General features: G+C 74.8%; 18 protein-coding genes. 10 read left to right on the top strand and 8 right to left on the bottom strand.

Annotation, left to right across the window (positions count from 1 at the left end; genetic code table 11):
* The first annotated feature begins 155 nt into the window (after positions 1-155).
* Together Q0994_RS21805 and Q0994_RS21800 are read left to right on the top strand one after the other, a co-directional pair.
* Positions 156-1,418, top strand: a complete 1,263-nt coding sequence (locus tag Q0994_RS21805; protein WP_299537615.1) for a DUF1343 domain-containing protein — start codon at positions 156-158, stop codon at positions 1,416-1,418.
* A 407-nt stretch (positions 1,419-1,825) separates the two neighbouring features.
* On the top strand, positions 1,826-2,434 hold the full coding sequence (locus tag Q0994_RS21800) for a hypothetical protein (protein WP_299537614.1): 609 nt from the start codon (positions 1,826-1,828) through the stop codon (positions 2,432-2,434).
* 134 nt (positions 2,435-2,568) lie between these two features.
* On the opposite strand, the gene soxR is transcribed toward Q0994_RS21800, so the two are convergent.
* Positions 2,569-3,102, bottom strand: coding sequence for a redox-sensitive transcriptional activator SoxR (gene soxR / locus Q0994_RS21795; RefSeq protein ID WP_299537613.1), 534 nt, complete (start codon positions 3,100-3,102; stop codon positions 2,569-2,571).
* Between the two features lie 201 nt (positions 3,103-3,303).
* Here soxR and Q0994_RS21790 point away from each other — a divergent pair, with 201 nt between their 5' ends.
* Complete coding sequence (locus tag Q0994_RS21790; RefSeq protein ID WP_299537611.1) at positions 3,304-3,765, top strand: MaoC family dehydratase; 462 nt, start codon at positions 3,304-3,306, stop codon at positions 3,763-3,765.
* A 129-nt stretch (positions 3,766-3,894) separates the two neighbouring features.
* On the opposite strand, the gene Q0994_RS21785 is transcribed toward Q0994_RS21790, so the two are convergent.
* The 3 genes from Q0994_RS21785 to Q0994_RS21775 form a co-directional block, all read right to left on the bottom strand.
* Positions 3,895-4,551 carry a TetR/AcrR family transcriptional regulator gene (locus Q0994_RS21785; protein ID WP_299537609.1) on the bottom strand — a complete coding sequence of 219 codons (657 nt, stop codon included), beginning with the start codon at positions 4,549-4,551 and terminating at the stop codon, positions 3,895-3,897.
* A 266-nt stretch (positions 4,552-4,817) separates the two neighbouring features.
* Positions 4,818-5,108, bottom strand: a complete 291-nt coding sequence (locus tag Q0994_RS21780; RefSeq protein ID WP_299537608.1) for a YiaA/YiaB family inner membrane protein — start codon at positions 5,106-5,108, stop codon at positions 4,818-4,820.
* A 94-nt stretch (positions 5,109-5,202) separates the two neighbouring features.
* Positions 5,203-6,354, bottom strand: coding sequence for an acyl-CoA dehydrogenase family protein (locus tag Q0994_RS21775; protein ID WP_299537607.1), 1,152 nt, complete (start codon positions 6,352-6,354; stop codon positions 5,203-5,205).
* Positions 6,355-6,417: 63 nt separating this feature from the next.
* Between Q0994_RS21775 and Q0994_RS21770 the strand changes: the two genes are divergently transcribed.
* The 3 genes from Q0994_RS21770 to Q0994_RS21760 are packed head-to-tail and all read left to right on the top strand — an operon-like array spanning position 6,418 to position 8,901.
* Positions 6,418-7,092, top strand: a complete 675-nt coding sequence (locus tag Q0994_RS21770) for a TetR/AcrR family transcriptional regulator (RefSeq protein ID WP_299537606.1) — start codon at positions 6,418-6,420, stop codon at positions 7,090-7,092.
* A gap of 15 nt (positions 7,093-7,107) precedes the next feature.
* Entirely contained in the window at positions 7,108-7,830 is a 723-nt protein-coding gene (locus Q0994_RS21765; protein ID WP_299537605.1) for a helix-turn-helix transcriptional regulator, read from the top strand.
* Between the two features lie 33 nt (positions 7,831-7,863).
* Positions 7,864-8,901 carry a DMT family transporter gene (locus Q0994_RS21760; RefSeq protein WP_299537604.1) on the top strand — a complete coding sequence of 346 codons (1,038 nt, stop codon included), beginning with the start codon at positions 7,864-7,866 and terminating at the stop codon, positions 8,899-8,901.
* Between the two features lie 104 nt (positions 8,902-9,005).
* Here Q0994_RS21760 and Q0994_RS21755 read toward each other — a convergent pair whose 3' ends face one another.
* The 4 genes from Q0994_RS21755 to Q0994_RS21740 form a co-directional block, all read right to left on the bottom strand.
* A complete protein-coding gene (locus Q0994_RS21755; RefSeq protein ID WP_299537603.1) occupies positions 9,006-10,085 on the bottom strand; it encodes a zinc-binding dehydrogenase in 1,080 nt (359 codons plus the stop codon).
* A gap of 117 nt (positions 10,086-10,202) precedes the next feature.
* Complete coding sequence (locus Q0994_RS21750; RefSeq protein ID WP_299537602.1) at positions 10,203-11,597, bottom strand: aldehyde dehydrogenase family protein; 1,395 nt, start codon at positions 11,595-11,597, stop codon at positions 10,203-10,205.
* Positions 11,598-11,824: 227 nt separating this feature from the next.
* Complete coding sequence (locus Q0994_RS21745) at positions 11,825-14,005, bottom strand: molybdopterin oxidoreductase family protein (protein WP_299537601.1); 2,181 nt, start codon at positions 14,003-14,005, stop codon at positions 11,825-11,827.
* A gap of 304 nt (positions 14,006-14,309) precedes the next feature.
* Positions 14,310-14,930 (bottom strand): TetR/AcrR family transcriptional regulator, encoded by a 621-nt coding sequence (locus Q0994_RS21740; protein WP_299537739.1) that lies wholly within the window; start codon positions 14,928-14,930, stop codon positions 14,310-14,312.
* Positions 14,931-15,183: 253 nt separating this feature from the next.
* On the opposite strand from Q0994_RS21740, the gene hmgA reads away from it, so the two are divergent.
* The 4 genes from hmgA (at position 15,184) to Q0994_RS21720 (ending at position 20,205) form a co-directional block, all read left to right on the top strand.
* Positions 15,184-16,527, top strand: a complete 1,344-nt coding sequence (gene hmgA / locus Q0994_RS21735) for a homogentisate 1,2-dioxygenase (protein ID WP_299537600.1) — start codon at positions 15,184-15,186, stop codon at positions 16,525-16,527.
* Positions 16,528-16,661: 134 nt separating this feature from the next.
* Positions 16,662-17,411 carry a GntR family transcriptional regulator gene (locus Q0994_RS21730; RefSeq protein ID WP_299537737.1) on the top strand — a complete coding sequence of 250 codons (750 nt, stop codon included), beginning with the start codon at positions 16,662-16,664 and terminating at the stop codon, positions 17,409-17,411.
* Between the two features lie 153 nt (positions 17,412-17,564).
* Entirely contained in the window at positions 17,565-18,851 is a 1,287-nt protein-coding gene (locus tag Q0994_RS21725) for a type ISP restriction/modification enzyme (protein ID WP_299537599.1), read from the top strand.
* A 157-nt stretch (positions 18,852-19,008) separates the two neighbouring features.
* Entirely contained in the window at positions 19,009-20,205 is a 1,197-nt protein-coding gene (locus Q0994_RS21720; protein WP_299537598.1) for a CaiB/BaiF CoA-transferase family protein, read from the top strand.
* Position 20,206: the final 1 nt, after the last annotated feature.

Below are 20,206 nucleotides of genomic sequence, written 5' to 3'. Positions count from 1 at the left end.
GACGGCGCCGCCGGCGGGGGGCGTCCCGGTTTCGCGGCGTACGGCTCACGCGGGCGTACGGCCGGGAACCCGCCGGTGCGGGGTCGTTCCGTCGGGGCGGGGCCCGCGCTAGCGTGCATGACCATGACATGCAGCGCGATCATGGAGGTAGCCCGATGAGCCTGACCCGACGTGGTGTGCTGGCGGCCGGCGGCGGCCTGGGCGCGCTCGCCGCGACCGCGGCGAGCGGCACGGCGAGCGCCGCCGCACGGGGCCGTACCCGCCCCCGCGTGCGTACCGGATTCGACCGGCTGGCCGCCGACGGGTACCGGCTGCTCGACGGGCAGCGGGTCGGTGTCGTCACCAACCCCACCGGGGTGACCGCCGACGTGCGGCACATCGTGGACGTGATGCACCCGGACGACCGGGTGGACCTGACCGCAGTCTTCGGCCCCGAGCACGGCTTCCGGGGCACCGCGCAGGCGGGCGGTTCCGAGGGCCGCTACGACGACCCGGCGACCGGGCTCCCGGTCTACGACACGTATCTGAAGAGCGGTCAGCCGCTCGCGGACGTCTTCACCGCGTCCGGCGTCGACACGGTCGTCTTCGACATCCAGGACGTCGGCGCGCGCTTCTACACGTACATCTGGACGCTCTACGACTGCATGGAGGCGGCCGCGCTCGCCGGAAAGCGGTTCGTGGTGCTGGACCGGCCGAACCCGGTGACGGGACGGGCGGCGCTCGGTCCGGTGCTCGACCCGAAGTTCGGGTCGTTCGTGGGTCGGCGGGAGATCGCGCAGGCGCACGGGATGACGGTGGCGGAGCTGGCGCTGTTCTTCAACGCGGAGTTCTTCGCCGAGCGGCCGGTCGAGCTGGACGTCGTCACGATGTCGGGGTGGCGGCGCTCGGACTTCTTCGACACCACGGGGCTGCCGTGGGTGCCGCCGAGCCCCAACATGCCGACCGCCGACACCGCCCTGGTCTACTCCGGCACCTGCATGTTCGAGGGCACCCTGCTCTCCGAGGGGCGGGGCACCACCCGGCCCTTCGAACTGCTGGGCGCGGACGGCGTCGACCACCGCTGGGCCGCCGCCGCCAACGCGCTGGAACTGCCCGGAGTCGCCTTCCGCGAGGCGTACTTCGCGCCGACCTTCTCGAAGTTCCAGGGTGTGACGGTCGGCGGGGTGCAGGTGCACGTCCAGGACCGCGAGATCTTCGACCCGGTCCGCACCGGCATCGGGCTGCTGGTCACCGCGAAGGCCACCTGGAGCGGCTTCGGCTGGCGTCCGGACCTCGCGATCGACCGGCTCACCGGCGGCACCCTGGTGCGCACCATGATCGACGCGGGCGCCACGACGGACGAGGTGGTGGCGGCCTGGTCGGCGGAGCTCGCCGCGTTCCGCAAGAAGCGGAAGAAGTACCTGCGCTACGGCGGCTGACGGGCGGGGGCGGGGGCGGCCCTCCCGGCGGGGCGGGGCCACCGGACCCCGGCGGCCGGTTCCGACGCGGGCCGCGTCGGGACCAGAGGTCCGGGCGGGCCGCGTCGGGACCAAGGGTCCGGGCGGCCGGGGCCGGGGCCAGAGGTCCGGGCGGGCCGCGTCGGGACCAAGGGTGCGGGCGGCCGGGGCAGAGGTCCGGGCGGCCGGGGCCAGAGGTCCGGGCGGGTCGGACCGGCCGCTTTCCGCTCGCCCGGAGCGCCTGCGGCGGGCCGGGCCGCCCCTTCGGCCACCGGTTTGTCGTGCGGCGTCCCGATCCGTGGACGAAAACACCTTTCGATGGATCCGAAACGGGCAGGCGTACGTCCATCCCATGACGCCGAAGCACGAATGACGGAGGTGGCAGTGTCATGGCCGGTTTCCGAAGTCTTGCGAGACAAGTCCGCGACCCGAGGGCAGATCTGGCCCTGCGACGGTACTCACTGCGCAAATGTCTGGAACGGTTCGCCCCGTACGGGCACCGGGCGACCTGGGACCATCTGTGCGCCCGGCACGGGATCGAACCCGAGGACCGGGCCCCCGAACCGGCGCGACTGCTCGGCGCGCTGGCCGAACTGGAGGAGGCGCGGGCCGTCTGGCTCGCGTACGAGGCGGGTTTCGCGGAGCGCCGGCGGCGTGAGAAGCACGACGGGCTCCGGCGCCCGGCCGCGTTCGACGACTGGCACCGGCGGACCTGGGGCGGCAACGGGGTGGCGCGTTGCGAGGATCCGGAGAACCACCCGTCCGCGCCGCTGCCGGTGGTACTGCGGCGGCTGATCAAGGCGCTGGGCCGGGAGCCCGGCACCTCCTGCCCGGTCTGCGCGGAGACCGGCATCGTCTGGCGCCAGGGCCTGGACCACGAACCGTCCGCCGGCCCGGTCTGCACGGGCTGCGGCGTGGTCGTCCCGCCGCCGGTGCTGACCACCGGGGCACTGGCGAAGTCCCGTGCCCTGCACCGGAGTCTGGCCTCGGCCGCCTGACCGGGGCCGCGCGCGGGCGCACACCCCCCGTACGGGCTCCGGGCAGCGGGGCTCGTACGGACCCGGCCGGGCCGCCCGCCCGTGGGCTCGCGGCCGACGGCCTCCTGCGTACGGCCCGCTCCTCGCCGTGCGGGTCAGCCGGCGGCCGGGCCGTCCGTGTGGCGCGGGGCGTCGGAGCCTGGGACGTCGGAGCGGAGGGCCGCTCCCCCGTGCCTGCGTTCCGGCATCAGGCGGGAGCCGCTGATGCGGTCGCCGCTCACGTCGTCCGGGTTGGAGAGCACGCACGTCTCCAACGAGAGGCAGCCGCAGCCGATGCAGTCGGTGAGGTGGTCGCGCAACCGGCCGAGCTGGGCGATCCGTTCGTCCAGTTCGGCCCGCCACGCGGCGGACAGCCGGGCCCAGTCCTCGCGGGTCGGCGTGCGCTCCTCCGGGAGTTCCGCCAGCGCCTCCCGGATCGTGGCCAGCGGGATGCCCACCCGCTGGGCGGCGCGTACGAACGCGACCCGGCGGAGCGCGTCGCGCGTGTACCGGCGCTGGTTGCCGCTGGTGCGGCGGCTGTGGATGAGGCCCTTGGACTCGTAGAAGTGCAGGGCCGACACAGCGGCGCCGCTGCGGGCCGAGAGCTGTCCGACGGTGAGTTCGTGAAGTGACTGCGGGATCTGCGGCACGCCCCCGAACCTACTGCGCCCGCGCACTCCCGCACCGCCCGGCCGTCGTCCCGTCGCCGCCCGACCGGCGTCCGGCCCACGGGACGACGGGCGGGAGGACGCACGATCGTTGACAGGAACCCCCCTCCCCCGCATGCTGAGCAAGCGCTTAGATACCTACTTGGACACCTAGCAGCGAGCCGGAAGGCAGGGACCAGCACCATGGCAGAGCCGAAGATCTTCACGTCCGCACAGGAGCTGCGCGAGGGCGTGGGCGAACAGCTCGGGCAGAGCGACTGGCTGGAGATCGACCAGAAGCGGATCGACCTGTTCGCCGAGGCCACCGGCGACCACCAGTGGATCCACGTCGATCCCGAGCGCGCGGCGGCCGGCCCGTTCGGCACGACCATCGCGCACGGCTACCTGACGCTGTCGCTGCTGCCCGCACTGGTCCCGCAGATCCTGCGGGTGGAGGGGGTCAAGATGGGCATCAACTACGGCTCCAACAAGGTCCGCTTCCCCGCCACCGTGCCCGTGGGGTCGCGGGTCCGCGCCACCGGGGTCCTCACGGCGGTCGAGGAGGCGGGCGGCGGGGTGCAGGTGACGACGACCGTCACCGTCGAGCGCGAGGGTTCCGACAAGCCGGTCTGCGTCGCCGAGGCCGTGTCGCGGTACTACTTCTAGCCACTCGGAGGCCCCGGAGTCCGCGCCGACCGGACGCCACCGGGGCGCACCGTACGCGTCTGCGAACGTCCGGACGGCACTCCCGCCCGGACGTTCGCCCGTGCCGCCACCGGCCGCCACCGGCCGACTTCAGGCGCCGGCCGCGCCCGAGGTCTTGGGCGCCCCGACCATGCGCAGCACCAGGTCCACATAGAGCGCGCCGACCTCGTCCGGGGTACGGCTGCCCTGGGCGTTGAACCAGCGGGACACGTCGATGCAGAGCGACAGCACGGCGAGGGCGGTGCCGGGGACGTCGGGGACGTCGAACTCCCCGGCATCCACGCCCTCCTGGATGATCCGCCGCACCACCGCGTCGCTCTTGCGCCGCAGTTCGATGATCTCGGTGCGGTGCTCGTCACCGAGGGCGTCGAGTTCGTACTGCACGACGCGGGCGGTGGCGTGCCGGTCGGCGTGCCAGCGGACGAAGGACCGCACGGCGAGCGCCAGCCGCTCGGAGGCGGTCCCGTCACCCTCGGCCGCAGAGTCCAGCAGGGAGAGCGCCCGGTCGTGGCCGATGCGGCTGATCCGGTGGAGCAGCTCTTCCTTGGTCTTGTAGTGGATGTAGAGCGCCGCGGGGCTCATACCGGCCCGGCCGGCGATGTCCCGCGTGGTGGTGGCGTGGTAACCGCGCTCGGCGAAGGCTTCGACGGCCGCGACCAGCAGCCGCCGGGCGGCCTCGGGGGTCACCTCGGCCCAGGGCGTGTCCTCGGCCTGACCCTCGCCCTCGGTCTCCTCCGCCGTACTCATCTCACGTGCCCCTCTCCGTCCGCGGACCGTCCGCGCGCAGGACGAACACCTGCAGGACGAACACCATACCCCGAACCTGAGCAAGCGCTTAGGGGTGACGGCGGGAAGATCGCGACGCATACCGAGGCCCCCGCCGCATGTCGTCCTGTACCGGTGGACGAGGCGGGGCGGGGGCCGGAGGGGTGGGTTCCGGTGCGGGCGGGGGCCGGACGGACGGGTCCCGGACGGGCTGGGGTCGGACGAGTCGGTTCCGGTGCGGTCCGGACTCAGAGCTTCTGGAAGGGGTCGTGCTCGGCGAGGATCTTCTCCAGCCGCGCCTGGTCGACCCGGCTGACGATCTGTCCCGCCTCCTGCCGGTCCCGGATGACCTTGGCGAGGGTGAAGGCGGAGGTCACGAGGTACAGGACGCCGATGGCGAGGAAGCCGCGCACCCAGCCGTCCGCGTCGAGGGAGTAGATCCCGAGCGCGACGGCGCCCATGGCCACTCCGAAGGAGGCCACCGCCTGACCGTAGAAGGCCGCGGTGCTCTGCTGCTTGACCGATGTCGAATCACTCATGCCGCACAGCATCCGCCGGTGCGGGGTGCGGGGCATCCGCGTGGGTACTCAGTTGCGTACTCAGCGGGTGAGCAGCACCTTGGGCCTCACCCCGTCAGAACGCCGAGACCCCCGTCAGCGCCCGGCCGATGATCAGTTTCTGGATCTGGCTGGTGCCCTCGTAGAGGGTCATCACGCGGGCGTCGCGGACGAGTTTGCCGACCGGGTACTCGTCGATGTAGCCGTAGCCGCCGAAGACCTGGAGGGCGTTGTTGGCGGCGCGGACGGCGGCCTCGGAGGCGAACAGCTTGGCCTGGGAGGCGGCGGTGGCGAAGGGCAGGCCGCGGTCGACGAGGTCGGCGACCCGCCAGGTCAGCAGGCGGGCGGCGTCCACGTCCACGGCGATGTCACTGATCAGCTCCTGGACGAGCTGGTAGCTCGCGATCGGCTTGCCGAACTGCTCGCGCTCGCCCGCGTAGCCGACGGCGGCGTCGAGCGCGGCCTGGCCGATGCCGACACAGCCGGCCGCGACCGACATCCGGCCCTTGGCCAGCGCGGACATGGCGATCGAGAAGCCCTTGCCCTCGGGGCCCATGAGCGCGGAGGCGGGGACCCGGACGTCCTCCAGGACGAGTTCGGCGGTGGCCTGGCCGCGCAGGCCCAGCTTGCCGTGGACGGTGGTGCGGGAGAGGCCGGGGGTGTCGGTGGGGACCAGGAAGGCGGAGACGCCCTTGTGGCCGGGGGTGTCGTTGGTGCGGGCGAAGAGCAGCACCACGTCGGCCCAGGTGCCGTTGGTGATGAACATCTTGGCGCCGTTGATGACGTAGTCGTCGCCGTCCCGCACGGCCCGCGTGGTCAGGTTCCCCGCGTCGGAGCCGGTGCCGGGCTCGGTGAGGCCGAAGCAGCCGATGGCGTCGCCGCCGGTGAGGCCGGGCAGCCAGCGGCGCTTCTGCTCCTCGTCGCCCCAGGCGGCGATCGTCTTCGCGACGAGGCCGAGGGAGACGGAGACGATGCCGCGCACGGACGAGTCGCCGCGCCCGAGCTCCTCGGTCACCAGGCAGTACGCGAGGTGGTCACCGCCGGAGCCGCCGTACTCCTCGGGGACGGTGAGGCCGAGGAAGCCGAGGCCGCCCAGCTTCTTCACGATCGACCGGTCGACGTTCTCGGCGCGGTCCCACTCCACGACGTGCGGGGTGATCTCGCGGGCCACGAAGTCCCGGGCGAGCTCCCGTACGGCCTCCTGCTCCTCGGTCAACGCCAGGTCCATCGCGCCGCACTCCTTTTAATTAGCACTGCTAGTTTCTTGGTCGCAGGGCCTACTATGTGCCGCATGGCCCGACCGCGCAAGCCCCTCCTCAGCAGAGAACGCATCGTCGTCACGGCGAGCGCGCTCGTGGACGCGGAAGGGCTCGACGCCGTCTCGACCCGGCGTCTGGCCGCCGAACTCGGAGTGAGCGGTCCCTCGCTCTACAACCACTTCCGCAACAAGGACGAGATCCTCGACGCGGTGGCCGACGCCGTCTCCGCACAGGTCGATCTCTCCATGTTCGACGCCGCCGACCCGCGCGACTGGCGGGAAGCGCTGCGGGACTGGGCCGTCTCCTACCGCGCCGCGCTCTCCGCGCACCCGCACATCGTTCCCGTACTGGCGCAGGGCCCGGGGCGCCGGCCGGCCGGTCTTCGGGTCGCCGACGCGGTGTTCGGCGCCATGGTGGAGGCGGGCTGGCCGCCCGCGCAGGCCACCCACATCGGGGCGCTGATGCGGTACTTCGTGACCGGCTCGGCGCTCGGCTCGTTCGCCCGGGGGTTCGTGGACGACGAGACGGCGTACGACCCCGCCGACTATCCGCACCTCGGCCAGGCCCACCGGCTCGCCGAGCACCGGCAGCAGGTCGACGAGGGCGCGTTCACCACGGGGCTGCGGGCCCTGCTGGACGGACTGGCCCTTCAGTACGAGCGGACGGTGCTCGCCGGGACGGTTCGGCGGTCGCCGAAGACCGGCTGAGGCACCCTGGACGGCATGGCACCCACGACACCGTACGGTCCGGCCGCCGCCCGCCTCGCCGCCCTGGCCTCGCTGCTGGCCGACGAAACCCGGGCCGCGTTCTGCCTGGCGCTGCTCGACGGCCGCGCCTGGACCGCCGGCGAACTGGCCCGGCACGCCGGGGTGGCGCCCTCCACCGCCAGCGAGCACCTGGCGAAGCTGGTTGCGGGCGGCCTGCTGACCGGGGAGAAGCAGGGGCGGCACCGGTACGTCCGGCTCGCCGACGAGCGCGCTGCCCGGCTGATCGAGGAGCTGACCGGGCAGGCCCTCGCGGGCGGCCCGCAGGAACCGCCGCGGAGCCTCCGCGCCGCCACCGTGGCCGACGCGCTGGCCAGGGGGCGCACCTGCTACGACCACCTCGCCGGGCGGCTGGGGATCGCGATCACCGACGCCATGACCGCGCGGGGGCTGCTGCGGCAGGAGACGGGTTTCGCCCTCACCGACCACGGGATCGGCTGGTTCGCGGCGCTCGGCGCCGCCCTGCCGGCGGGAGGGCGGCGGCCCCTGGCGCGGGGCTGCCTGGACTGGACGGAGCGGCGCCCACACCTGGCCGGGGTCGCGGGCGCCGCGCTCTGCGGCCACGCCCTGGAGCAGGGCTGGTGCGTCCGGATCGGCTCCGGGCGGGCGGTGCGGGCGACCCCGGACGGGGAGTCGGCGCTGCGGGATCTGCTGGGCGTTCGCGCCGAAACTATTCGGTAGGTACCGAAGCGTCGCGGCCGTACCGTCGTGGTCATGACGACGACACCCACCCCGGTGCCCGACGCCGGGCACCCTCCGGTCCGCGACTGGCGGGCCCTCGCGGCCGCCGGCACCACCGTGGTCCTCTGGGCCTCCGCCTTCGTGGCGATCCGCAGCGCCGGTGAGGCGTACTCCCCCGGCGCGCTGGCACTGGGACGGCTGCTGTCGGGGTCGCTGGTGCTGGGCACGTTCCTGCTGATACGCCGCGAAGGCCTGCCGGGGCGGGGCGCCTGGCCGGGGATCGTCGCGTCGGGGCTGCTGTGGTTCGGGCTGTACATGGTGGCGCTGAACTGGGGCGAGCAGGAGGTCGACGCGGGCACGGCGGCGATGGTGGTGAACATCGGACCGATCCTGATCGCGCTGCTGGGGGCCCGGCTGCTCGGCGAGGGGCTGCCGCGCAGGCTGGTCGTCGGCATGGCGGTGTCGTTCGCGGGCGCGGCGGTGGTGGGACTGGCCATGTCCGGGCACGGGAGCTCGTCGGTCCTCGGCGTGCTGCTCTGCCTGCTGGCGGCGGTGGTGTACGCGGCCGGGGTGGTGAGCCAGAAGCCCGCGCTGCGGCACGGGTCGGCGCTCCAGATCACGACCTTCGGCTGTCTGATCGGCACGGCGGCCTGCCTGCCGTTCACCGGGGCGCTGATCGCGGACGCCGCCGACGCCCCGCTGTCCGCGACGCTGAACATGGTCTATCTGGGCGTGTTCCCGACCGCTCTGGCCTTCACCACCTGGGCGTACGCGCTGGCGCGCACCACGGCGGGCCGGATGGGGGCCACCACCTACGCCGTGCCGGCCCTGGTGGTGCTGATGGCGTGGGTGCTGCTGGACGAGGTTCCGGCACCGCTCGCCGTGGTGGGCGGGATGCTCTGCCTCGCCGGGGTGGCCGTCTCCCGCGCCCGGCGGCGGACCGGGAGCACGGGGCGGTCCGGGAGCACGGGGGCGGTGCCGGTGGTGGAGGCGGTTGCACAACCCTCCGGCGTCGGGGAGTCCGGGACAGCGGACGCCGGGGCGCCGGTCGGCGAGCGCGGCCGGCCGTAGGGCGCACCACCGGGAGGAGGCCGGGCCCGGGTGCGACGGGCCCGGCCTCCTCCCGCGTCCGGGACGGGCCCCCGCGGGCCCGTCCGGGAACGGCCCCCGAGGGCCTAGAAGGTCACCAGGGCGCGCCCGCCCTTGCCCGCCACCATCTGTTCGAAGGCGGCCGGGATGCCGTCCAGGCCGATCCGCTCGGTGACCATGGAGGAGACGTCGAAGCGGCCCGCCCGGATGTGCTCGGCGAGCACCGGGAGGTCCCGCTCGGGCACGCTGTTGCCGTAGACGCAGCCGGTGAGCGAGCGGCCCCAGTGGAAGATCTCCAGGGCGTTGAAGGTGACCTGCTGGTCCTTGCCCCCGATGCCCACGACGGTGGTGCGGCCGCCGCGCCGGCTGGACTCCCAGGCGGTACGGATGGTGGTGGCGCGCCCGACGCACTCCACCGAGACGTCCACGCCCTGGCCGCCGGTGAGCTTGCGGATCTCGCGCGGGGTGGTCGGGGAGGCGACGACGTAGTCGGTGGCGCCCGCCAGCCGGGCCAGTTCCTCCTTCTCCGGAGAGACGTCGACCGCGACGATCTGCGACGCCCCGGCGATCCGGGCGGACTGGATGACGGCCAGGCCGACCCCTCCGACGCCGAAGACCGCGACCTTCTCGCCGGGCCGCACCTGCGCCGAGTGGTGGACCGCGCCGTATCCGGTGAGGACCGCGCAGCCGAGCAGGGCGGCGTCCGCGAGGGCGATGCCGGACGGCGCGGGCAGGACGCACTTCGCGGCGACGACGGTCTCCTCGGCGAACGCGGCGACGTTGAGGCCGGGGTGCAGTTCGGTGCCGTCGGCCAGCCGGGCGTGGATGTCGGCCGCGCCCTTCAGCGCGTCGGCGCAGAGCCACACCTCGCCGATGCCGCACTGGTAGCAGGCACCGCACGAGGGGGCCCAGTTGAGGACGACCTCGTCGCCCGGGGCGACATGGGTGACGCCCTCGCCGACCTCCAGGACGGTGCCCGCGCCCTCGTGGCCGAGGACGCAGGGGGCGGGGAGGTTCATGGTGCCGTTGGACAGCGACAGGTCGGAGTGGCACACCCCGGCTGCGGCGAGCTTGATCCGCACCCGGCCGGGGCCGGTGGCGGGGAGTTCGATGTCGGTGATCTCCAGCGGAGCTCCGACGGCGGACAGTACGGCGGCGCGAACCACGAACAGACTCCTAGCTGATCGGCGGTGATCGTCGGCGGGAGGACGGAACCGGGCCCGGGGTGCGGCGGCCCGGCCCCGTCCGGCTCCGGGCGGCCCGCTGCCGCCCGGAGACCGGGCTCAGAACTGGAAGGACTTGGTCTGCAGGTACTCGGAGAGGCCGTGCGGCCCCAGTTCGCGCCCGACGCCGGACTGCTTGTAACCGCCGAAGGGCGCCTGCGGGTTGAACCGGCCGCCGTTGATGTCGACCTGGCCGGTCTCCATCCGGCGGGCGAAGGCGACGGCCTGCTCCTCGTCGGCCGCCCAGACCGCGCCGGCCAGCCCGTAGACGGTGCCGTTGGCGATGCGCAGGGCGTCCTCCTCGTCCTCGTACTTGAGGATCGACAGGACCGGGCCGAAGATCTCCTCCTGCGCGATCGTCATCTCCGGCGTGACGTCGGCGAAGACGGTCGGGCTGACGAAGTAGCCCTGCTCGCGCGGTGCTTCGGGCCCTCCGGCGACCAGGCGGGCGCCTTCGGCGACGCCCTTCTCGATGTAACCGCGCACCCTGGCCTGCTGCTTGGCGTTGACGAGGGGGCCGACCCGCTCGCCGGGCACGTACTTGGCGACGGCGGTGACCGCGAGCGACACCGCTTCCTCGTAGCGGTCGGCGTCGACCAGCATCCGGGTCCACGCGCTGCACGTCTGGCCGGAGTTGGACATCACGTTGGCGACGCCGACGTTGACGGCCTTGGCGAGGTCGGCGCCGGGCAGGATGACGTTGGCGGACTTGCCGCCGAGTTCCAGCGCGACCCGCTTGACGGCGGCGCCGGCGGTGGCGCCGATCTGCCTGCCGACGGCGGTCGAGCCGGTGAAGGAGACCAGGTCGACGCCCCCGTGCTCGGCGAGCGCCTGCCCGGCGACCGGGCCGAGGCCGGTGACCAGGTTGAACACGCCGGCCGGGAGACCCGCGTCGGCGGTGGCCTCGGCGAAGAGCTGGGCGGTGAGCGGGGTGTCCTCGGCGGGCTTGAGGACGACGGTGCAGCCGGCCGCGAGGGCCGGGGCGACCTTGGCGACGATCTGGTGCAGCGGGTAGTTCCACGGGGTGATCGCGCCGACCACGCCGACCGGCTCGTGGTGGACGGTGGAGTTGCCGATCTTCTCCTCGAAGGCGTGGCTGGCGGCCAGTTCGGCGTACGAGCCGGCGACCAGCACGGGCACCCGGGCGTGCACCGCCTGCGACAGGGCGAGCGGCGAGCCCAGTTCGGCGGTGACGGTCTCGGCGATCTCGTCCTTGCGGGCGGCGAGCGCGTCGCGGAGGGCGCCGATCAGGGCGGCCCGCTCGGCGGGCGGGGTGGCCGCCCAGCCGGGGAACGCGGCGCGGGCGGCGCGTACCGCCGCGTCCACGTCAGCCGCCGTGCCGGCGGGTACGTGCGCGATGATCCGCTCGTCCGCCGGGTTCACGACCGCGATGGTGTCCCGGCCCTCGGCGGGCCGCCATTCGCCGCCGATGTACATGCCGTCATGCGCCTTCATGGCTTTTCCTCCCGGGCTTGCGGTGCGTACCGCCCGATGCCGTCCGCCGAACCGGACACCCCTCGCGCGGCCTGGTCGTCCGCCACCCAAACTAGCGCTGTTAGTTTTTGGGCGCCAGGGCCGCGCCGGACCGGGGCCGGAGACGCGCGTCACTCGGGCTCCGGAGCACGCAGCCCGGCAGCGGGCGGTCGGGGCGGCCCGGTCGGCGGGCCGCCGCCACCCGGTGTTCAGTGGGCGGGGGTGACCTCGACCGGAATGCCGTTCAGTACGGCGGTACCGGAGAGCGGGTCGAGGAGGGTGCCGTCGAGCAGTTGGTTGACGTTGACGCCCGGATCGGCGGCGGCGACCGAAAGCCGGGTGCCGGGGCGGCCGTGACCCCAGCCGTGCGGGAGGCTGACCACGCCGTCGCGCACCGAGTCGGTGATCTCCACGGGGGCCTCGACCCGTCCGCCGGCCGCCTGCACCCGGGCGGGCTCGCCGTGGACGAGGCCGAGCCGGGCGGCGTCGTCGGGGTGCACCTGGAGGGTGCACACGTTCGAACCGCCTTTCAGCGCGGGCACGTTGTGCATCCAGCTGTTGTTGGACCTGAGGTGGCGGCGGCCCACCAGGACCAGCGGGGCGTGGTCCCGGCCGAGCGCCGCCCGCAACCGGGGCAGGTCGGCGGCGATCGGCCCGGGGAGGAGTTCGACGCGTCCGCTGCGGGTCTTCAGCACCTCGGGCAGCCGGGGCCGCAGCGGCCCGAGGTCGATGCCGTGCGGCGCGGCGAGCACGTCGTCGAGGGTGAGGTCGTACGGGCCGAGCCGCAGCGCCAGGTCCAGCCGGCGTTCCGGGCCGGTGGTCCCGCCGAGCCGGGCGGCCAGCTCGCGCGGGGCGCCGGCCCGGTCCAGCGCGGCCGCGACGGCCTGCTCGTCCACGGTCTCCCAGGGCGCGCCGTGGGCGCCGGAGACGGCGAGGACGAGCCGGGCGTGGATCTCGCACTCGTCCATGGCGCCCTCGTCGAGCGGCAGCGCGGCGGGGCTGTAGCGGACCTGGTTGCGTACGGCGAGGGTGGCGAGGGCGAAGTCGAAATGGGCGCTGCGGGACGGCGGGGGCGGCGGGAGGACGACGTCGGCGTGGCGGGAGGTCTCGTTGAGGTAGGGGTCGACGCTGACCATGAAGTCGAGGTGGTCCGCGAGGGCGCGGTCGAGCCGGTCGCCGTCGGGGGCGGAGAGCACCGGGTTGGCGGCGATCACCACCAGCGCGCGCAGCCGCCCCTCGCCCGGCGTGTCGATCTCCTCGGCCAGCGCGGCGACGGGGAGTTCCCCCTTGGCCTCGGGGTGCCCGGAGACCCGGCTGCGCCAGCGCCCGAGCGCGAATCCCTTGCCCGGTCCGGGGGTGCGCGGGGCGCGGGCGGTGGCGGCGAGCGGGAAGAGCGCGCCGCCGGGCCGGTCGAGGTTGCCGGTGAGGATGTTGAGTACGTCGACCAGCCAGCTCGCCAGGGTGCCGTGCGGGACGGTGCAGCTGCCGATGCGCCCGTAGACGGCGGCGGTCGGGGCGGCGGCCAGCTCGCGGGCGACGGTGCGCAGGGTGCCCGCGTCCACCCCGCAGGCGGGCGCGACCGCTTCGGGGGTGAAGGCGGCCAGCGCGTCCCCGAGCAGGTCGAGTCCGTCGACCAGGTCGGTGAGCGGTCCGGGGTCGGCGAGTTTCTCCGCGAGCAGCACCTGGGCGAGCGACGCGAGGAGCAGCGCGTCGGAGCCGGGGCGGACCGCGAGATGGCGGTCGGCGGCACGCGCGGTACGGGTGCGGCGGGGGTCGATCACGGTGAGCGTGCCGCCCCTGCGGCGCAGCGCCTTGAGGCGGCCGGGGAAGTCGGGGGCGGTGCAGAGGCTGCCGTTGGACTCGTAGGGGTTGGCGCCGATCAGCAGCAGGTGGTCGGTGCGGTCGAGGTCGGGCACCGGGATGGCGTTGGCGTCGCCGAACAGCAGCCCGCTGGAGACGTGCTTGGGCATCTGGTCGAGGGTGCTGGCGCTGAAGACGTTGCGGGTGCGCAGGGCGGCGAGCAGCAGCGGCGGGTAGAGGCCGCCGGCCATCGTGTGGACGTTGGGGTTGCCGAGGACGACGCCGGCGCTCTGCGGCCCGTGCTCGCGGGTCACCGCGGTGAACCGGACGGCGATCTCGTCGAAGGCCTCGCTCCAGGTCGCCTCGCGCAGTTCGCCGTCGCGGCGCACCAGCGGCGCGCGCAGCCGGTCGGGGTCGGCGTCGAGCCCGCCGAACGCGGCGCCCTTGGGGCAGATGAAGCCCTGGCTGAAGACGTCCTCGCGGTCGCCGCGCACCGCGGTGACCGCGGATCCCCCGATCGTCAGGGTCAGGCCGCAGGTGGCCTCGCAGAGCGGGCAGATGCGCAGGGCGGTACGGGAGTTGACGGGCACGGGTTTCTCCCCGGTGACGGCGGCGTCGCTCGGACACCGCGAGCATACCGACCGGTACGCATGTCCGGGAGGTCTCTGCGGGCACGTTCGGCCGCGGGTGCGCGGAAGCGGGGGCCGGTGCCTGGGCGTACGTCGGCGGCGGGTACACGGATGCGGGGCGGGCGTCTGCGCGTGCCTCAGCGGCGGCGGGCGGGTGCCGGGCCGTGTCTGACGGCGGGAACGCGGGTGCCGGGCGCCCGGGTCCGCCCGTACGTCGGCGGCGGGCACTTCGGCGGCGGGCGCGCGGAAGCCGGGCCCCGCGGGCTCAGTCCAGCACCCGCGCCAGATAGGCGCGCAGCAGCACCCGGGTCTCGGCGACGATCTCCGGATCGCCCGACGGGTCGCAGCGGAAGGCGAGTTGCAGCAGGGCGTCGGCGGCCTCCACCCCCACCAGGATGGCCCGCCGCAGCCCGGCGTCCGGGTCGCGCCCGACGTGTTCGGCGAGGCGGTCCGCCAACCGGTCCGCGAGCCGCTGGTTGGCGGCGCGCCGGGGATCGTCGGCCGGGGCGCCCGCGCCGAAGTCCACCTGGGCGAAGCCCGGCACGGACCGCCGCATCGCCAGGTACTCGTCCAGCAGCGCGTCGATGGCGGCCCGCCAGTCGGAGGCCGGCACCGCGGCGAGCCGGACCGCGAGGCGCTCCTCGTAGGCGCGCAGATTGCGCAGGGCCAGCGCCTCGGCCAGGGCCCGCTTGTCGGTGAAGAACCGGTAGACGGATCCGATGGGCACGCAGGCGCGTTCGGCGACGGCGCGGGTGGACAGCGCCTCGTAGCCGATCTCGTCGAGCAACGCCGCGCAGGCGTCGAGGATCCGGGCCAGCCGCTCGGCGCTGCGCTGCTGGACGGGGGCGCGGCGGAGGTTCGCAGACGTGTGGGGCACGTCGTCCATCATGCCGCGCGAGACGGCTCCTTCACCCCCGCCGGACGGGGCGCGGGAAGCCGTCGCGGCCCGTGGGCGGCGGTGCGCGGCACCCCCCGCCCCCACCCGGACGGACCTCGCACGGCACGGACCGTTGACGTGGCCCGTTCCCATTCCTACGGTTCACCATAGGAATGGAGCAACGGGCGGGACCGCGACGGCGGCCCCGGCCGGGCGAGGCGCGAGGGGCCGTCAGGGACCCCTCCGGTGACGGGAGCACGGCATGGGCGGCACGAGCGGTACCGACGACACCGGTACGGGGGACGGCGCGCCGGTCCCCGCGTACCGCGCCGGGTTCGGCAACGAGCACAGTTCGGAGGCGGTGGCCGGAGCGCTGCCGCACGGCCGCAACTCCCCCCAGCGGGCGCCGCTGGGGTTGTACGCGGAGCAGCTCAGCGGCTCCGCCTTCACCGAGCCGCGGGCGCACAACCGCCGCTCCTGGCTCTACCGGATCCGCCCGTCCGCCGCCCACCCGCCGTTCGTCCGCACGGACAACGGGGCGCTGCGCACCGGGCCGTTCACCGAGACGGTGACCGACCCGAACCGGCTGCGCTGGAGCCCGCTGCCCGAGCCGGCCCCCGGCACCGACTTCCTGGCCGGGCTCTGGACCCTGGGCGGCAACGGTGACGCGGCGACCCGGTCCGGCATGGCGGTGCACCTCTACCACGCCAACTCCTCGATGACGGAGCGGGTGTTCGGCGACTCCGACGGTGAGCTGCTGATCGTCCCGGAGCGCGGCCGGCTGCTGCTGCGCACCGAGTTGGGCCTGCTGCGCGCCGATCCGGGCCACGTGGCGCTGATCCCGCGCGGCGTCCGTTTCCGGGTGGAGCTGCTGGACGCCACCGCCCGGGGGTACGTCTGCGAGAACTACGGCCGCCCCTTCGTCCTGCCGGACCTGGGGCCGATCGGCGCCAACGGCCTCGCCAACGCGCGTGACTTCCTCGCCCCGGTCGCCGCGTACGAGGACCGGGAGGGCCCGGTGGAGGTGGTCAACAAGTTCTGCGGCAACCTCTGGACCGCCGTCTACGACCACTCGCCCCTGGACGTGGTCGCCTGGCACGGCAACCACACCCCGTACGTCTACGACCTGCGCCGCTTCAACGTGCTGGGGTCCATCAGCTACGACCACCCCGATCCGTCGATCTTCACCGTGCTGACCTCGCCGTCGGAGACGCCGGGGCTGGCCGGGGTGGACTTCGTGGTCTTCGCGCCGCGCTGGCTGGTGGGCGAGGACACCTTCCGGCCGCCGTACTTCCACCGCAACGTGATGAGCGAGTACATGGGGCTGATCGAGGGCGCCTACGACGCGAAGACGGCCGGCGAAGGGGGGTTCGTGCCGGGCGGCGGTTCGCTGCACAACATGATGTCGGCGCACGGCCCCGACCGGGAGACGTTCGACCGGGCGAGCGCGGCCGAGCTGAAGCCCCAGAAGGTCGACGACGGACTGGCCTTCATGTTCGAGACGCGCTGGCCGGTGACGCTCACCGGGGCCGCCGCCACCGCCGGCCACCTCCAGCAGGGCTACGACGACGTGTGGCGGGGACTGCGGCGGGAGTTCGGGGCGTGAGCGTGCCGCGACAGGGGCCGACAGGGTCCGGGGCCGCGGCGGTCGGCTGCGACGGCCCTGCCGGCGGCGCACCGGAGCGGGTCGCCGGGCCGGCCGGCCCGGAGCCGGGGCGCGGCCCCGCCCCGGCGGAGGGGGTGTTCGCGCCTGACTCGCTCGCCCTCAACCGGAAGCTGCCGCTCTGGTACCAGGTCTCGCAGTCGCTGCGGGCGTCGATACTCGGCCGCCCGCAGGACGCCTCGGCGCGGCTGCCCACCGAGGAACGTCTCGCCGCGCACTACGGCGTCAGCGTGCTCACCATGCGCCAGGCGCTCAAGGAGCTGGAGACGGAGGGCCTGATCAGCCGGCACCGGCGGCGTGGCACCTTCATCGAACCGCACGCCCGGCGGGTCCGCCCGGTCCGGCTGCTGGGCTCGGTCGACACGATCGTGGCGCAGCAGTCCGGCGAGCGCACCACCGTGCTCGGTCACGGCCCGGCGGCCGTGCCCGCCGACCTCGCCGCCCACTTCCCGGACTGCGCGGAGGTGACGGCGTACCGCAGGCTCCGCCGGGACGCGGTGACGGGCGAGCCCACCGACTGGGCGGAGAACTACGTGCGCCCGGACGTCGCGGCCCGGCTGGACGCGGCCGACCTCGGACGGTGGCCGATGACGAAGGTGCTGCGGGACGCCGTCGGGGTGCCGATATCCCGCATCACCGACACCGTGGACGCCCGGCTCGCCGACCCGGAGACCGCCGGACTGCTCGGCGTACCGCTGCTGAGCCCCGTGCTGCACGTCACCGGCGTCACCTACGACACCGACGACCGGGTGGTGGACGTGGCGCTGATCCGGTACCGGGGGGACCGGTTCTCCTTCTCCGTCACCGTCGACACGCACCGGAGCTGAGGCCGGCCGTCGGCCCGTGGGGGCGGGCGGTCTCCGCCGGGGCCCCGCCGTCTTCCGCCGGCCGCCGTTACGATCGATGGCCGGAGCGACGCCGGGAGCGGGGCCGACGGCTCCGGCGACGGCACGGCCGGCGGACACGGGAGGGCGGCACGGGTGGTGGCGCGGAAGGCGTCCGGGGCGGACGGCGAGCGGGGGTTCACCGCGCTCGGAGAGCTGATGCCGTGGTCCGTGCGCCCGCTGCGCACCGGCCGCTCCTGGGTGCTGGGCCCCGACCCCGCCACGCTGCGGGCGCGGTGGGAACGGCTGGCGGCGGCCGGGGACGACGAGGAGCGGGACCGGCTGTTCCGGCCCAGCCGGTCGCGGACGCCGCGCACCCCCGTCGCGGCGCTGCCCGGACAGTCCTCCGGCACCAGCGGGTTCGCCAGGGAACCGGGGGCCTGCCCGGCACCGGTCCGGGTGCTGCACGGGCCGTTCGACGAGCAGTGGCTGCTGCCCGACCACCGGCTGATCGACGCCGCCCGCCCGGAGCTGTGGCGGGTGGCGGACGCCCGTCAGCTCTTCACCGTCGAGCACGGGAGCGGCGGCCCCGGAGCCGTCCCCGACCCGATGTCCGCGTTGTCGGTGACCCCTCTGCTGCCGGACGGCCACTCCCCCGCCGGTCGCCCCGGCCGCATCCGCCCGCTGTACCGCCGGCCCGGCGGCACGGAGCCCAACCTCGCGCCGGGCCTGCTCGCCCTGCTCGACGGTGTGCTCGCCCCGCCGGACGGATACGCGGTCACCCCGGAGACGTTCCTCGCCTGGACGGTGGCCGCCGTCCGCCCGTCCCCCGGCGGCTGCGTGGTGCCGCTGCCCGCCGTCCCGGACCTGTGGCTCCGCGGGGTGGACCTGGGCCGGGAGCTGCTGCGCCTGCGGCTGCGCGGGGCACGCGGCGGCGACCGGCCCCGGCTGCCGGGCGGCCGGCGGCCCTATGTCCGCGCCGCGCTGCCTCCCCGGCCCACGGGGGTGGCCTACGACGCCGCGTCGCAGACCCTGTCCGTCGGTGCGGGACGCGTCTCCCCGGTCCCGGAGGGGGCGTGGACGTTCGAGGCGGCCGGGGTGCGCGTGCTGGAACTGTGGCTGCGGCGGCGCGGGGTGACGGCCGACGGCGGGGAACCGGCCCCCGCTCCGCGGACGCCGGACGGCCTGGACGCCGTGGTGCCGCGCGCCTGGCCGCAGGAGTGGACCTCGGAGCTGCTGGAGCTGATCACCGTACTGGCGCTGCTGGACGCGGCCCGTCCCGCCCAGGCGGCCCTCCATGCCCGGATCGACGCCTCCCCGACGCTCGGCCCCGCCCGGCTGCGTGCGGCCGGCGTCCTCCCCGCTCCCGCGTCCTCCCGCCGCCCGGCCTCGGTCCTCGGCCACCAGGAGGAGGGCCCGGAGGGGCAGTTCGCGTTGCTGTGAGGCGTCCGGGGCCCCGGACCCCGGCGGACGGGGTCGGGCCACGGGCGCCTTGGGGGCCGTCGGGGCCGTGCGATCCGCGCCGGGCCCCCGCCCGCCGGGGTCCGGTCCGCCTCCGGGGGGTGACAGCACCGGCGTCGGCACGATAAGTACCGTCTCCATGAACACTCAGCCCCTGCCGCTCGACGGCATCACCGTGGTCGCGGTCGAACAGGCCGTGGCCGCGCCGTTCGCCACCCGTCAGCTCGCCGATCTCGGGGCGAGGGTGATCAAGGTGGAGCGCCCCGACGGCGGGGACTTCGCGCGCGGGTACGACACCGCCGCGGGCGGGCTCGCCTCGCACTTCGTGTGGTGCAACCGGGGCAAGGAGTCGCTGGCGGTCGATCTCAAGGACCCGCGCGGTCTGGCGGTGGTGCGCCGGCTGGTGGCGGACGCCGACGTGTTCGTGCAGAACCTGGCCCAGGGGGCGGCGGCCCGGCTGGGGCTCGACGCGGCGACGCTCTGCGCCGCGCACCCGCGCCTGGTGGCGGTGGACGTCTCCGGGTACGGCCCCGACGGACCGTACGCGCACAAGCGGGCCTACGACATGCTGGTGCAGTGCGAGGCAGGGCTCGTCTCGGTGACCGGAACGCCGGAGCAGCCGGTCAAGGCGGGGGTGCCGGCCGCCGACATCGCCGCCGCGATGTACGCGTTCTCCGGGATCCTCGCCGCCCTGGTGCGCCGGGGCGTCACCGGGCGCGGCGGGCCCGTCGAGGTCTCGATGCTGGACTCACTGGCGGAGTGGATGGGGCACCCGTTGCACCACGGGATGCACGGGGGCACGGCCCCGGCGCGCACCGGGGTGGCGCATGCGGTGATCGCCCCGTACGACGCCTACCCCACCGCCGACGGCGGGCAGGTGCTGCTCTCCGTGCAGAACGACCGGGAGTGGCGTCGCCTCGCGGAACAGGTGCTGGGAAGGCCCGATTTGGCGGACGATCCGGCCTTCTCCACCAACGCGGCGCGGGTCGCGCACCGGGAGCGGACCGACACCGCGGTGGCGGCGGCGCTGGCGGGGATGACCGGGGACGGGGCGGTGGCGGTGCTGGAGGCGGCGGGGATCGCCTGCGCCCGGCTGAACACGGTGGCCGACGTGGCGGCACACCCCCAGCTCGCGGCGCGCGACCGGTGGCGGGAAGTGGACACGCCGGTCGGACCGCTGCGGGGGCTGCTGCCGCCGATCACCCTGCCGGGTGGGGCCGAGGCCCCCATGGGCGCCGTGCCGGCCCTGGGTGAGCACACCGATGCGCTGCTGCGGGCCCTGGGGATGACGGGAGAGCAGGCAGCAGCGCTGCGCGAGGACGGAGTGGTGCGGTGAG

The organism is uncultured Streptomyces sp. (assembly GCF_947488945.1).
In the GTDB taxonomy this organism is placed as follows: Bacteria; Actinomycetota; Actinomycetes; order Streptomycetales; family Streptomycetaceae; genus Streptomyces.
Note: the sequence above shows the minus strand (reverse complement) of the source record. Positions and strands in the feature narration are given on the sequence as shown.